The sequence below is a fragment of the Streptomyces sp. NPDC037290 genome (genome assembly GCF_055603245.1).
Genome location: NZ_JBVJVZ010000008.1, coordinates 8,315 through 21,853 on the forward strand (window position 1 = coordinate 8,315; position 13,539 = coordinate 21,853).

12 protein-coding genes and 2 pseudogenes are annotated in these 13,539 nt (G+C 73.8%); 6 read left to right on the top strand and 8 right to left on the bottom strand.

Features of this window, described 5'->3' with window-relative positions:
* Positions 1 to 225: 225 nt before the first annotated feature.
* On the bottom strand, positions 226 to 1,161 hold the full coding sequence (hemC, locus tag ACZ7HQ_RS26235) for a hydroxymethylbilane synthase (protein WP_470994471.1): 936 nt from the start codon (positions 1,159 to 1,161) through the stop codon (positions 226 to 228).
* Between the two features lie 49 nt (positions 1,162 to 1,210).
* Positions 1,211 to 2,167 carry an ATP-dependent DNA ligase gene (locus ACZ7HQ_RS26240; RefSeq protein WP_470995298.1) on the bottom strand — a complete coding sequence of 319 codons (957 nt, stop codon included), beginning with the start codon at positions 2,165 to 2,167 and terminating at the stop codon, positions 1,211 to 1,213.
* Positions 2,168 to 2,443: 276 nt separating this feature from the next.
* Between ACZ7HQ_RS26240 and ACZ7HQ_RS26245 the strand changes: the two are divergent.
* Positions 2,444 to 2,682: pseudogene (locus ACZ7HQ_RS26245) on the top strand (hypothetical protein); the annotation flags it as partial.
* 105 nt (positions 2,683 to 2,787) lie between these two features.
* Here the strand turns inward: ACZ7HQ_RS26245 and ACZ7HQ_RS26250 are convergent.
* Positions 2,788 to 3,573, bottom strand: coding sequence for an XRE family transcriptional regulator (locus ACZ7HQ_RS26250; protein ID WP_470994473.1), 786 nt, complete (start codon positions 3,571 to 3,573; stop codon positions 2,788 to 2,790).
* Between the two features lie 185 nt (positions 3,574 to 3,758).
* Entirely contained in the window at positions 3,759 to 4,301 is a 543-nt protein-coding gene (locus ACZ7HQ_RS26255; RefSeq protein WP_470994475.1) for an SH3 domain-containing protein, read from the bottom strand.
* 239 nt (positions 4,302 to 4,540) lie between these two features.
* Between ACZ7HQ_RS26255 and ACZ7HQ_RS26260 the strand changes: the two genes are divergently transcribed.
* From ACZ7HQ_RS26260 to ACZ7HQ_RS26270, 3 genes and pseudogenes are all read left to right on the top strand, one after another.
* On the top strand, positions 4,541 to 4,921 hold the full coding sequence (locus tag ACZ7HQ_RS26260) for a DoxX family protein (protein WP_470994477.1): 381 nt from the start codon (positions 4,541 to 4,543) through the stop codon (positions 4,919 to 4,921).
* Positions 4,918 to 5,385 (top strand): peroxiredoxin, encoded by a 468-nt coding sequence (locus ACZ7HQ_RS26265; RefSeq protein WP_470994479.1) that lies wholly within the window; start codon positions 4,918 to 4,920, stop codon positions 5,383 to 5,385. Before ACZ7HQ_RS26260 ends, ACZ7HQ_RS26265 begins: the two co-directional genes overlap by 4 nt.
* 79 nt (positions 5,386 to 5,464) lie before the next feature.
* Positions 5,465 to 7,779 (top strand): annotated as a pseudogene (locus ACZ7HQ_RS26270) (ATP-binding SpoIIE family protein phosphatase).
* 37 nt (positions 7,780 to 7,816) lie between these two features.
* Here the strand turns inward: ACZ7HQ_RS26270 and ACZ7HQ_RS26275 are convergent.
* Together ACZ7HQ_RS26275 and ACZ7HQ_RS26280 are read right to left on the bottom strand one after the other, a co-directional pair.
* Entirely contained in the window at positions 7,817 to 8,425 is a 609-nt protein-coding gene (locus ACZ7HQ_RS26275; protein WP_470994482.1) for a DNA polymerase ligase N-terminal domain-containing protein, read from the bottom strand.
* 57 nt (positions 8,426 to 8,482) lie between these two features.
* A complete protein-coding gene (locus tag ACZ7HQ_RS26280) occupies positions 8,483 to 9,346 on the bottom strand; it encodes an oxidoreductase (RefSeq protein WP_470994484.1) in 864 nt (287 codons plus the stop codon).
* A gap of 161 nt (positions 9,347 to 9,507) precedes the next feature.
* On the opposite strand from ACZ7HQ_RS26280, the gene ACZ7HQ_RS26285 reads away from it, so the two are divergent.
* Positions 9,508 to 10,383 carry a helix-turn-helix domain-containing protein gene (locus ACZ7HQ_RS26285; protein WP_470994487.1) on the top strand — a complete coding sequence of 292 codons (876 nt, stop codon included), beginning with the start codon at positions 9,508 to 9,510 and terminating at the stop codon, positions 10,381 to 10,383.
* 19 nt (positions 10,384 to 10,402) lie between these two features.
* On the opposite strand, the gene ACZ7HQ_RS26290 is transcribed toward ACZ7HQ_RS26285, so the two are convergent.
* Positions 10,403 to 11,233, bottom strand: coding sequence for an aldo/keto reductase (locus ACZ7HQ_RS26290; RefSeq protein ID WP_470994489.1), 831 nt, complete (start codon positions 11,231 to 11,233; stop codon positions 10,403 to 10,405).
* Positions 11,234 to 11,404: 171 nt separating this feature from the next.
* Here ACZ7HQ_RS26290 and ACZ7HQ_RS26295 point away from each other — a divergent pair, with 171 nt between their 5' ends.
* Positions 11,405 to 12,379: a TauD/TfdA dioxygenase family protein gene (locus ACZ7HQ_RS26295; RefSeq protein ID WP_470994492.1), complete on the top strand. Its 975-nt coding sequence runs from the start codon at positions 11,405 to 11,407 to the stop codon at positions 12,377 to 12,379.
* Positions 12,380 to 12,472: 93 nt separating this feature from the next.
* Here the strand turns inward: ACZ7HQ_RS26295 and ACZ7HQ_RS26300 are convergent, their stop codons facing one another.
* Positions 12,473 to 13,501, bottom strand: coding sequence for an LLM class flavin-dependent oxidoreductase (locus ACZ7HQ_RS26300; protein WP_470994495.1), 1,029 nt, complete (start codon positions 13,499 to 13,501; stop codon positions 12,473 to 12,475).
* Between the last annotated feature and the right edge of the window lie 38 nt (positions 13,502 to 13,539).

Here is a 13,539-nt window from a genome sequence, read left to right on the forward strand (position 1 = left end):
CCGGGTCCCCCTTGTCCAATGTGAACGTATGGGTAAAGTGGGGGGGGGAGGGGGGTTGGCCCCCCCGCTGTTTGGGGAGGGGCGGCCTCGCTTCCCTGGGGCCCCCCCCGGCGCCCCCCCCCGCGGCCCCCGGACAGGGCAGCCTCGCCCACCAGGTCAGCGCCTTCCTGCGGGACCAGACGGAACCCGGCACCGCCTGACGCGGGCGGCGGCGGGGCCGTACCGTCAGTGCGGGATACCGTCGATGATCTCGCGGGCCCCCTGTCGCAGCAGCGCCACCGCGACCGAGGTGCCGAGGGTCTCCGGATCGAGCCGGCCCGCCCACTCGTGGGCGTTCAGCCGGGTCTTGCCGTCCGGAGTGAACACACACGCCCGCAGGGACAGCTCCCCGCTGCGGTCCGCGCGCGCGTAGCCCGCGATCGGGCTGTTGCAGTGGCCCTGCAGCACGTGCAGGAACATCCGCTCGGCCGTCGCCTCCCGGTGCGTGTCCGGGTCGCCGAGCCCGCTGACGACATCGATCACGTCGGTGTCGTCCTGCCGGCACTGCAATGCGAGGATGCCCGCGCCGATCGGCGGCATCATCTCCTCCGTCGACAGCACCTCGCTGATCACGTCCGTACGGCCGATCCGTTCCAGCCCGGCCGCTGCCAGCAGCAGCGCGTCCGCCTCCCCGGCGGCCAGCTTCTCCAGGCGGCGGTTGGCGTTCCCGCGGAACGGCACGCACTCCAGATGCGGGTGCGTGGCGGCCAGTTGGGCCACCCGGCGCACCGAGGACGTGCCGATCCGGGTGCCGGCCGGCAACTCGTCCAGGGTGAGACGGCCCGGATGCACCAGCGCGTCGCGGATGTCGTCGCGCTTCAGGAACGCGGCGAACACCGTCCCGGCGGGCAGCGGCCGGTCGGCCGGCACGTCCTTGACGCAGTGCACCGCGAGATCGGCCTCACCCGCCAGCAGCGCCGCGTCCACCTCCTTGGTGAACGCCCCTTTGCCCTCGACCTTGGACAGATCGCCGAGCCACTTGTCGCCGGTGGTCCTCACCGGCACCACCTCGGTGCGCACACCCGGGTGCAGGACGGCCAACTCGGCGCGGACCCGCTCCACTTGTGCGAGAGCCATCGGGGAGTCGCGGGAGACGACACGGATCAGTTCGGGAACCGGCATGCCCCCACGATAGACCCCTCGGCCCGAGCCGGACTCGACCGCCCGATCTTCAGCCGAAGCCCTCGGGCAGGTCCGCCGCCGACTCCTCCGGCGTCAGATCCGGGCGCAGCCGCAGCCAGGAGGGCTGGCGCAGCAGTCCGGCGCGGGTACGGGTGCTGTAGTTGACCTCGCCCACCAGCCGCGGCAGCACCCACCGGGCGTCCGGGATCCGCGGGACCGGATCGAAGGGGCACCGGCTGCTCGCGGCGTCCTCCAGCAGCCGGGCCAGTTCCGTCCGCTCGGCCTCGCTCCAGCCGGTGCCCACCCCGCCGACGTACCGCAGCCGGCCCGCCGTGTCGCGCTGACCGACCAGCACCGCGCCGGGCAGCCCGACGAGCCGTCCCTTGCCGGACAGCCAGCCGCCGACGACCACGTCCTCGGCGCGCATGTTCCGGATCTTGATCCAGGAACGGGAGCGCACCCCGGGCTCGTACACCGAGTCCAGCCGCTTGCACACCAGCCCCTCCAGGCCGTGTTCCCTGGTCGCCGCGAGCGCCTCGGCACCGTGCCCGGTCACCGCGCCGGGCGTCGACCAGTTCGGCCCGGCCAGCCCGAGCTCCTGCAGCCGCGCCCGCCGCCGCACGTACGGCAGCCGCACCAGGGACTCCTCCAGGTACGGGACGTCGAACAGCACCAGGTGCACCGGGACCTGGGCTGCCCGGCGCGCCGCCCGGGCGGGGGCGTGCGCGAGCCCCATCCGGCTCTGCAGCAACTGGAAGTCGGCCCGCCCCCGGTCGTCCAGGGCCAGCACCTCGCCGTCCAGCACGGCGGCCCTGGTGCCCAGCGCGCCGCCGAGCGGCCGCAGTTCGGGATAGGCCGCGGTGATGTCCTCGCCCGAGCGGGCGCGCAGCAGCACACCGCCGTCGCCGGGCAGATAGACCATCACCCGCTGGCCGTCCTGCTTGGTCTCGTACGCCCACCTCTGGTCCTGGGCGGCGGAGGGCAGGCGGCCGGGAGTGGCGAGCATCGGCGCGATGAGCGGCAGGGGTGCGGCGGTCACGGCTGAAGATCTCGACCGCTCCCGGCGGCCGTACGCGCCTCGGGCCGCCGGTTCCCCTGAACGGGCCCCGGCGACCGGGCGTCACGCGTGCCGCAACTGGGGGAGCACGGCCGGCACCCGGCGGTGTCCGCTGTCGCCCGGGGGCACCGGCACCGGGAGTCCGGCCGGCACGCCGTCCCCTGCCGAGGGTGCACCCTGTGGCTGGCCCCGGCCGGGCCTCCTCGCGGACAGCCCTGGGAGGCGGTGGGAGTCGGCTCGCCGCAGAGCGATTCCTGTCGCGCACGGTTCGGTGTGACGCGGGCCGGCATTCGTGCGGCGCTGATCGATCCGGAGGCGCGGGGACTGGTCGAGAGGATCCGCAACCGCGGTTCGCGGCTGCGGGTGGTGACCGTGGAGGAAGCGGTCGCGATCACGGAGTGCCCCCTGGTTCCGGAGGTGTGCGGCCAAGGGCCGTCGCGGCCAGTGACGAGCGGCTGACCGAGCCCTCGTGATCCACGCGGCCGTCGAGCGGTGCCGCGAAGGTGGCCTCCGGCCGGCCCCGCCCCGCGTACGGTGCCGGGCCCCGCCGCCGTACCCGGCGGTGCCGGTCACCCCTGCCCGTCCGGCTCCGCGTCCAGACCAGTGCACGCCAGCTCACCGCCCACCTCGGCGCAGGCCTCCACACCGCGCGGTGAGGACGCCGACAGCATCGGGCTGCTGTCCCCGGCCACGTCGTCCGCCGGGTAGCGGGCCGAGAGGACGTCCTGGCCCGCCCGCACCGACACCTCACGGGCCTTGGCCGACCGCAGCCGCACCTGGGACCAGGCGGTTTTGCAGGCCGGCGAGTAGCGCAGCAGCACGGTGTAGGCCGGGCCCGTGACGGTGCTCGTGGTCCGCGCGTCCCGGGCGCACGCCGACGCGTCGGGCAACACGCCCTGACAGGACCGGCCGTGACAGTGCGGCACTGCCGGCAGGGGCTGCGCGGCGGGTGCGCTGCCCGGACGCCCGGACAGGGTGACGGCGGCGGTCACCGCCGTCGCCGCGCCGAAGAGAGCGAGCGCGGACAGCGGCAGCCAGGGCGCACGCCGTGCCGGGGTCCGTCCCAACCGCCGCCCGCGGCCGGGCCGTTCGGGCGCGGCTACGGGCGGCGGGATGTCGGCGGCCCGCCAGAGGGCCAGTACGGGGTCGGGGTCGGTGCCGGCAAGGCGGCAGAGCGCCTCCACGGCGGGTCTGGGCGGCGGCGCGCCGCCGGACAGGTAGCGGTGCCACGCGGACTTGCTGTACGGGGTGCGGGCGGCCAGCGCCGCCAGGCTCAGCCCCGTACGGTCCTTCAGTTCGCGCAGCCCCGCCACCAGTGGCTCGTCCGGCGCGGTCGCTGCTTGGGGGTGCCGCATCGTGCGTCCTCGACTCCCTTTCCGCTATGGGCGTTTTAGCCCCTGTTGTCGGAATGACTTCCCGGAGTGCGGCGACCGCAACACACGGTGAGGTAGGAGGATGGTGAAGCGCAGGCGTACCGAAGGCCCGTTCGGGGGTCGTCGAACGGGCCTTCGGTGACTTGTTATGCGGCGGTGTCGGGCCGTCAGCACCAGGGAAGAGCGCGGTTGGCGCGGACGTAGCGCGCCGAGACGTAGCCCCGGTGGTGCGACAGCCGGTACCAGGTGTGGTTGCCGTACACCGAGGAGCCGCGCGTCCTGCAGACGAGCGCCAGCTGCCGGCCCGTGTGCCGGTGGCCGATCACCCGGTAGCCGGTGCCCGGTCCGGAGCGGACGTTGAGCCGGACGTGCCGGGTGGTGACGCGGCCGGTCGCCGGCAGGGTGCGGTACGGCACCCACTGCGCCACGAGACGGTACTGCAGGCGGTACCGGGCCGCGTGCAGCGCCGGCACGTAGCGGTACGCCGCTCCCCCGGGTGTGAGGCGGAGCACGTGGTGCTTGCGCAGGTGGACGTGGTGGTGGAAGTGGCGCGTGACGTGCCCGCGGTGGTGGGTGTCCTGCTGGGTGACGGCGCTGGGCGCCGGCTGCTGGGTGGCGGCGCTCGCCGCGGTGGCCCCGGCCGCCGTGGGCAGGAACGCGAGTACCGCGACCGTCGCCAGTAGTCCGCTCTTGAAGGTCCGTCGGATCATGGAAACCTCCGGCTGTCGTTCTCGTGACCACGAGGAGTGATCACGACAGCCAGCGTTTCCATCGCGGAGCGCCGCAATGCCGTCCCGCCGTCCCCTGGGACGCCCGGGACGTCCCCCGGGACGGACCCCCCGCGCGACGGGGGCCCGACGGGACCCGCTTGACTTGCGCGAGCGGCCGCTGAGCTCCGCACCGTCTACCGTCCAGTAATATCCGGCGGCAGGCCACCACAGGAGGAACCGTGCCCCGGTCCGAACGCTCGCCCCTGCTGCTCGCCGGCCTGCTGGCCGCGGCCGGGGTCGCCCACTTCGCCGCCCCACGCTCGTTCGACGCCACCATTCCCCGCCGCCTGCCGGGTTCGCCCAGGGCATGGACGTACGGCAGCGGGGTCGTGGAGCTGGCCCTGGCGGCCGGGATCGCCGCGCCCCGCACCCGCGCGGTCGCCGCGAAGGCGGCCGCGGCCTTCTTCGTCGGGGTGTTCCCGGCGAACGTACAGCTGGCCCTGGACTGGCGGCACCGGCCCGCGCCGCTGCGGACGGCCGCCCTCGCGCGGCTTCCGCTGCAGGTGCCGCTGGTGCTGTGGGCGCGGGGAGTCGCCCGGAACGAGGAGGGACGCTCATGAGAGACCGCATCGAGGTCGGGGACAAGGCCGAGGACTTCGCCCTGCCCGACGAGACCGGCACCACCCGCCGGCTCACCGAGCTCCTGGCCGACGGCCCGGTCGTGCTGTTCTTCTACCCGGCCGCACTGACCCGCGGCTGCACCGCCGAGGCGTGCCACTTCCGCGACCTCGCCGCCGAATTCGCCGCCGTCGGCGCCCGGCCCGTCGGCATCAGCGGGGACAGCGTGGACAAGCAGCAGGAGTTCACCGGCCGGCACGGCCTCGGCATGCCGCTGCTCTCGGACGCCGACGGCACGGTCCGTGAGCGGTTCGGCGTCCGGCGCGGCTTCTCCCTCGCCCCCACCAGGCGCGTCACCTTCGTGATCGCCCAGGACCGCACCGTGCTGGAGATCGTCCGCAGCGAACTGCGCATGAACACCCACGCCGACCGGGCCCTTACCGTCCTGCGCGCCCACACGGGCTGATCCGCTCCCGGACCGCGCCGAAGACGCCGGAACGGTCCCGCGCTTGATGCGTCGAAGCAATCGGAACATCCTGGGGCATATGAAGCATGGTGCCGCCGTGGCGTTCATCGACGCCCTGGGCACGGTGACCGGGTGGAGCGAGGGCGCACGGCGGCTCACGGGCCGCCCGGCCGGGGACGTCGTGGGCCGGCCCGCGGCCGGGCTGCTCGCCGGTGCCATCCCGCCCGGCATGCTCGCCGCGCGGGCCGGCACCGCCGAGCTGCGCCACCGTGACGGCCACCTCGTCGAGGTGGCCCGCCTGCCCCGTCGCCGGAGCCGACGGGGAGCCCACCGGTTACGTCGTCACGGCGGACCCGCCCGGCACCACGCTTGCGGCGGAGGCCTTCGAGGAGGCCTCCCTGTCCATGTCGGTCTTCGACCTCCAGCAGCGCTATCTGCGCGTCAACGACACGGCCTGCAAGGTGATGGGCGTCCCCGAGGCAGCGCTCACCGGCCGGTTCTTCCGGGAGACCGTACGGGACACGGAGTACAACCGGGGCTTCCTGCGCCACCTCCAGGAGGTCGCCGAGACCGGCCGGCCCGTCCGCTACGAGAGCTTCGCCGACGCCCCCGCACTGAACCGGGAACATCTCTGGAGCATCGAGATGTGGCCGCTGCGCGCCGGCACCGGCGAGCTGACCGGGGCCGCCATGGCGGCCTTCGACAACACCGAACAGTACTGGGCCCGGCGCCGCCTCGCCCTGCTCAACGAAGCGTCGACCGGCATCGGCACCACCCTGGACGTGGTGCGCACCGCCGAGGAACTGGTCGACATCCTCGTCCCGCGCTACGCCGACTTCGCCAGCGTCAACCTGCTCGACTGGGTGCTCGGCGCGGACGAGCCGCCGATGATCCCGGCCGGCGGAGTCGTCCTGCACCGCGTCGCCCACGGCTCGACCCACGAAGGGGACCCGGGCGCGGCCGTCCGCATCGGCGAGACCCATGTCTACGCGCCGGACTCGCCGCCCGCCCGCGCCCTGAGCGGGGGCCACGCCGTGCTCAGCCAGGCCGGCGACCCGAATTCGCCGTATGGCTCGACGAACGCAACGTGCGCTCGCCCGAGGGCCGCCCCTTCCGGCAGGGCGTCCACTCCCTGCTCGCCATTCCGCTCCGGGCCCGCGGCACCACTCTCGGCGTCGCGGTCTGCGTCCGCATGGCCCACCCCGACGACTACGGCCCCGACGACGCCGTCTTCGCCGAGGAACTCGGCAGCCGCGCCGCCGTCTGCATCGACAACGCCCGCCGTTTCGCCCGCGAACGCACCACCGCCCTCGCCCTCCAGCACAGCCTGCTGCCCCGTGGCCTGCCCGGGCAGGCCACGGTCGAGGTGGCGCACCGCTATCTGCCCTGCGGCTCACTGGCCGGCATCGGCGGCGACTGGTTCGACGTCATCCCGCTCTCCGGCGGCCGGGTGGGCCTGGTCGTCGGCGACGTGGTCGGCCACGGCATCCAGTCCTCGGCCACCATGGGCCGCCTGCGGACGGCCGTGCGCACCCTCGCCGACGTCGACCTGCCACCCGACGAACTCCTCACCCACCTGGACGACCTGGTCACCCACCTGGCCTCCGACGACAGCGGCGAGGAGGTCGCCGAACTCGGCGCGACCTGCCTGTACGCCGTGTACGACCCCCTCTGCCGCCGCCTCGCCCTGGCCGCCGCCGGCCACCCGGCCCCGGCCGTCGTGCTGCCCGGCGGCACCGCCGAACCCGTACCCATGACCGCCGGACCGCCCCTCGGCGTCGGCGGGCTGCCGTTCGAGGCGACGGAACTGGAACTGCCCGAGGGTTCCGTCGTCGCGCTCTACACCGACGGCCTCGTCGAGAACAGCGACCGGGACCCCGACGGCGCCACCGACGAACTGCTCCGGGCCCTGAGCGCGCCCGCCGACTCCCTCGATGCCCTGTGCGGCAGCGTCCTCAAGGCGGTCCTGCCGACCAGCCCGCCGACGACGTCGCGCTGCTCCTCGTGCGCACCCGCGCCCTCGGCGCCGACCGGGTCGCCACCTGGGACGTCAAGCCGGATCCCGCCTCCGTCGCCGTCCTGAGGCAGGCGGCCGGAGAGCGGCTGACCGCCTGGGGACTGGACCAGGCCGCCTTCGTCACCGAGCTCGTGGTCAGCGAACTCGTCACCAACGCCATCCGCTACGGCGAACCGCCCATCCAGCTCCGGCTGATCCGTGACCGCGCGCTCATCTGCGAGGTCTCCGACGCCAGTTCCACCTCACCGCACCTGCGCCGGGCCCACGCCTACGACGAGGGCGGACGCGGACTGCTGCTGGTCGCCCAGCTCACCCAGCGCTGGGGCAGCCGGCAGACCGGGCGGGGCAAGACGATCTGGGCCGAGCAGGCGCGCTGACCGGCACCTGATCACGCGTACGGCACGGCAGCGTGGCTCACGCGCCGTCGTCGGCCGCGACCTGCGCGAGGGTGCGGCCGGTGCGCACCGAGCGGGCCCGGCGGGGATCCGGCGTGCCGTGCCCGTCCGGCCGTGCCGGACCCTTGCGCACCAGCAGCCAGGCCTCCTCGTCGTCCTCGCCACCCCGGAACCGGGTCAGCGCGTACTCGCCGTGCAGTTTGCTGCCGTGCAGCCGGAAGGTGGCGTGTCCGCGTTCCAGCGACTGGGCGAACTCCACCGGACGGCCCCGGCTGTCGTGGCTGAGCGGCTCGTAGGTGCCGCGGTCCCACACGATCACCGTGCCGCCGCCGTACTCGCCCTTCGGGATCACGCCCTCGAAGTCCTCGTAGTCCAGCGGATGGTCCTCGGTCGGCACGGCCAGCCGTTTGTCGGCCGGGTCGGTGGACGGGCCCTTCGGGACGGACCAGGACTTCAGGACGTCGTCGACCTGGAGCCGGAAGTCGAAGTGCATCCGCCGTGCGTCGTGGATCTGCACCACGAACCGGGGCTCCTCGCCCCCGGCCCCGGCCTCTTGGCCCGAGGGTTCGCGGGTCCGCTCGAAGTCGCGCTTGCCGCGGTACGTCCGCAGCCGGTCCTCCGCTGCCACGTGCGGCTCCTTCCCTGCGTCCGCCTCACGGGCCCCGGGTACCCCGGGCCGGTCCGTTCAGCCCACGATGCCGTTCAGCTCGGCGACCGCGTCGTCCGGCAGCACCAGGGACGCGGCGGCGATGTTCTCCCGCAGGTGCTCCGGCGAGGAGGTGCCGGGGATGAGCGCGATGTTCGGCGACCGCCGCAGCAGCCAGGCCAGCGCCACCTGCTGCGGCGAGGCCCCCAGCCGGGCGGCGACCTTCGCCAGCGTCTCGGACTGCAGCGGTGTGAAGCCGCCGAGCGGGAAGTACGGCACGAAGGCGATGTTCTCGGCCGCCGTGCGCTCCACCAGGGCGTCGCCCCGCCGGTCGGCCAGGTTGTACAGGTTCTGCACGGTCACCACGGGCGCGATCGCGAGGGCCTCGTCCAGCTGCGCCGCGGTCACCGTGCTCAGCCCCAGGTGCCGGATGAGCCCCCGCTCCCGCAGCTCGGCCAGCGCGCCGAACTGCTCGGCCAGGGAGTCGTCGTTCGGGGTGTCCACGTCACCCAGCCGCAGATTGACGATGTCCAGCGTGTCCACACCGAGGTTCCGCAGGTTGTCGTGGACCTGAGCCTTCAGGTCCTCGGGATGCCGGGACAGGATCCAGCTGCCGTCGGCTCCCCGGCGGGCGCCGACCTTGGTGACGATGTGCAGCTCTGCCGGGTAGGGGTGCAGGGCCTCGCGGATGAGTTCGTTGACGACCACGGGCCCGTAGAAGTCGGCGGTGTCGATGTGCGTGATGCCCGCCTCCACCACCGCGCGGAGCACCGCCACCGCCCGGCCGCGGTCCCTCGGCGGGCCGAAGACGTGCGGCCCCGCCAGCTGCATGGCGCCGTAGCCGACCCGGGTCAGGGTCAGGCCGTCGGCCGGGGTGACGGTGCCGCCGAGCTGTGCAGTCATGTCGTACCTCTCAGGGTGGTGCGCGAGATGTCCGGGCCGCCGGTCCTTGCGGCGGCCGCGCTTTCCACCCTGCGCCCGTGGCGCCCTGGCTTGCAGTACCCCGGTGATCCTGGGAGTGACAGGGCCAGTCACCGCCGGCCGGGCGGCCGTACGGTGAGGCCATGGACGGATCGAACGCGCTCGGCGAGTTCCTGCGCGCCCGCCGGGCGCTGGTGCGGCCCGAGGACGTGGGGCTGCCCGGCGGCGGTCTGCGCCGGGTGCCGGGCCTGCGCCGCGAGGAGGTCGCGATGCTGGCCGGCATCAGCTCCGACTACTACCTGCGGCTGGAGCAGGGCCGCGACCGCAACCCGTCCGTGCAGGTCCTGGAGGCCATCGCCGGCGTGCTGCGCCTCGACGCCGACGCCACCGCCCATCTCGTCCAACTCGCCCAGGAGCGGCCCGGCTCCCGCGAACGGTCCGCGGGCCGCCCGCAACAGGTGCCGGTGAGTCTGCTGCAGCTCATCGACGGCTGGCCGCGCAACCCCGCCTACGTCCAGAACCGCTACACCGACTGCCTGGCCGCCAACGCCCTCGCCACCGCACTCACCCCGAACTACCGGACCGGCGTCAACCTCCTGCGCGCCGTCTTCCTCGACCCGGCCGAGCGCGAGCTGCGCCGCGACTGGGAGGCCCTCACCGAGGAGGGCGTGGCCGCGCTGCGGTCCGAGGCCGGGGCCGACGCGGACGACCCGCGGCTGCGCGACCTGGTCGGCGAACTGTCCCTGCGCAGCGAACGCTTCCGCACCCTGTGGGCCCGGCACGAGGTACGGCCCCGGCGCGGCCGGGTGAGCCGTCTGACCCATCCGCAGGTCGGCGAGCTCGACCTGCAGTCGAACAAGCTGTCCGTGGACGGCACCGACGGACTCACCCTGGTCGTCTTCCATGCCGAGCCGGGCAGCCGCAGCGCCGAACTGCTGGACATCCTCGGGAGCCTCAGCGCACCCCCGAGCGGGCAGGCCCGGCCCGCCGGAGCGCCGGAACGGACCGAGGAGCAGTAGGGGCCGCGGCCGCCCGGTCTCAGAACTCCTCGTGCCGCTCGGGGTCCCCGCCGAGTCGCCGCGGGGCGCGGCCGGCGATCGCCGCCAGCTGGTCGGAGTCCAGTTCGAAGCCGAAGACGTCCAGGTTGGCGCGCTGCCGACCGGGGTCGGCCGACTTCGGGATGGGCAACGCGCCCACCTGGACGTGCCAGCGCAGCAGCACCTGCCCCGGTGACACCCCATGTGCCTCGGCGATCCGCGTGACCGCGGGATCGGCCAGCAGGTCACTGCCCCGGCCCAGCGGGCTCCAGCTCTCGGTGACGATGCCCTTGTCCGCGTGGAAGGCGCGCAACTCCTCCTGCGGGAACAGGGGATGCAGCTCGATCTGGTTCACCGAGGGCAGCACCCCGGTCTCCTTCTCCAGCCGCGTGACGTGCTCCGGCGTGAAGTTCGAGACGCCGATCGAGCGGACCAGCCCGTCCTCCCGCAGCTTGATCATCGCCTTCCACGAGTCGACGTACCTGCCGACCCGGGGGTTGGGCCAGTGGATCAGATACAGGTCCACGTACTCCAGACCGAGCCGCCGCCGGGACTCCTCGAAGGAGGCGAGGGCTTCCTCGTAGCCGTGGTGCCGGCCGGGCAGCTTGGTCGTCACCACCACGTCCTCGCGGGGCACCCCACTGCCGGCTATGCCCCGCCCGACCCCGGTCTCGTTGCGGTAGTTCGTCGCGGTGTCCACGAGCCGGTAGCCCAGGCCGAGCGCGGAGCGTACGGCCTGCTCGGCCGCCCTGTCGTCCAGCGGCCAGGTGCCGAGGCCGATGGCGGGGATCGTCGTACCGTCGTTGAGCGTGTGCGCCGGAATGCCGTTCACGATGGGACCTTCCCTCGACTGTGTCGTCCTTCCAGCCTCACGGATGGGGTGAGCGCTGATCAACCGGACCGCACCGGGGCAACGTCTCGCCCGACTGCCCGTCCGCGGAAGACTCGCTGCCCGCCGGTGTTCCGTAGGGTGGAGCTGGTTCAGACGAGCACGGGAGCGCGTATGACGACGCACAGGGCCACCGCGGACCGGACCGAGCGGGGCGAGGGCGTGGAGGTGAGGCCGGTCGCGGGGCACATCGGGGCCGAGATCACCGGCGTCGACCTCGCCGGGCCGCTCGACGACTCCGTGGTGGCCCTGATCCGCCAGGCCGTGCTGCGCTGGAAGGTGGTGTTCTTCCGCGGGCAGGAACTGGACCACGCCGGACATGTGGCCTTCGCCCGCCGCTTCGGCGAACCCGTCGTCCTCGGCCGCCGGGGCAGTGCCTCACCGGCGGACTTCCCCGAGATCGAGACGACCGCCGACCGGCTGGAGCTGGGTGGCCGGTTCGGCATGGAGCACGAGGAGTGGCTGCGCCGCCGCCGGCACACCCTGCTGCGCGGCTGGCACTGCGACCACGGCGCCCGGATCGACCCGCCCGCCGCGACCGTCCTGCGCGCCGAGACGGTCCCGCCCTACGGCGGTGACACCACCTGGGCCAACCTGGCCGCCGCCTACGCCGGTCTCTCGGCGCCGGTCCGGGCCTTCGTGGACGGGCTGCGCGCCGAGCACCGGCTCGGCGTGGGCTACCAGCCCCGGCCCGGCGACGACGCGTATCTGCGTCATCTGCTCGACCACCAGGTCGCCTCGGTGCATCCGCTGGTCCGGGTGCACCCGGAGACGGGGGAGCGGGTGCTGTTCGTCAACGGCTACTACGTGGAACAGATCATGGACGTCTCCCGCCCGGAGAGCGCGGCCCTGCTGGAGATGCTCCTGGAGCAGGCCGTCCGTCCCGAGTACACGGTCCGCTTCCGCTGGGAGCCGGGCAGCGTCGCCTTCTGGGACAACCGGGCCACCGTCCACCTCGCCCCCAGCGACAACGCCCACCTGGACTTTCCCCGGATCATGCACCGGGTGATGCTCGCGGGGGAGATGCCGGTGGGTGTCGACGGCAGGCGATCGGAGGCGGTCGTGGGAACGGAAGCGGGCCGGTGGTGAGACGGGCCCGGCCGAGGGCCGAAGCGGGCGCCGGGGATCAGCCCCGGCCGCTGGTGAGCGGGGCACGACGGCGCCCGGTGCCGGAGCCGGCCGTCAGCCCGCCGGCTTCCACCCCAGCGCCGGGCCCAGTTTCGTCGCCATGTCCGTCAGGATCTGTACGTAGTCCTCGTGCTCGAAGGTGAACGGCAGCGCGAACGCCACCTCGTCCACCTCGCGGAACGCGGCGTGCGCGCGCAGCCGGCCGGCGATCTCCTCGGACGTGCCGACCAGGTCCGGGGCGAACAGCAGCCGGGCCGGTCCCTGCGGGGAGGCCGTGCGGGGCAGGCGCTTCGCCGCGTACTGCGTGTACCTGGCGCGCTGCTCCGGGCTCGCGGAGTCGGTGGGGATCACCACCAGCCCCTGCGACACTCGGGCCGCCTCGCCGTCGGGGTGACGGGCACGGAACTCCCGGACGAGGGACAGCTGGATCTCGGCGAAATCCCATGGCCCGTCCGGCCGTTCCGCCTTGACCACGCTGCTCGTCAGGAAGTTCATCCCGTGCTCGCCCGCCCAGCGGGCCGAGCCGAGGCTGCCCCCGCCGTACCACAGCCGTCGGCCGAGGCCAGGGGAACGCGGCTGGACCACGTCCGAGAACGCCTCGAATCCCTCGACCCCGCTGAAGCCGCTCGCGGGGCCGCCCCGCACCAGGTCCAGCAGCCGCCGCACGCGCTCGTACGAGAAGTCCTCGGCGTCGGCCGTGTCCGGGTACAAGGCCTCCTTGACCTGCTCGAAGTGCATCGGCGGACCCACGCTGACGCCCGGGTTGAGCCGGCCGCCGGACAGGACGTCCACCGTCGCCAGGTCCTCGGCGAGGCGCAACGGGTTCTCCCAGCCGAGCGGGGTCACCGCGGTGCCCAGCTCGATCCGGCGGGTGCGCTGGGAGGCGGCTGCGAGCACGGCGAACGGGGAGGAGATGCCGTACTGCAGGTGACGGTGGCGCAGCCACGCGCTGTCGAAGCCGAGTCGCTCGCCCAGCTCGATGATCTCCAGAGTGGACTCGTGGCCCCGGGCCGGATCCGCCGGGTCGAACAGGCCGATGGTGAGGAAGCCCAGCTTGCGCAGCGGGCGGGCGGTGGACGGCACGGGCTCCTCCAGCGGTCGTATGTCGCTTCGCCTCCCGA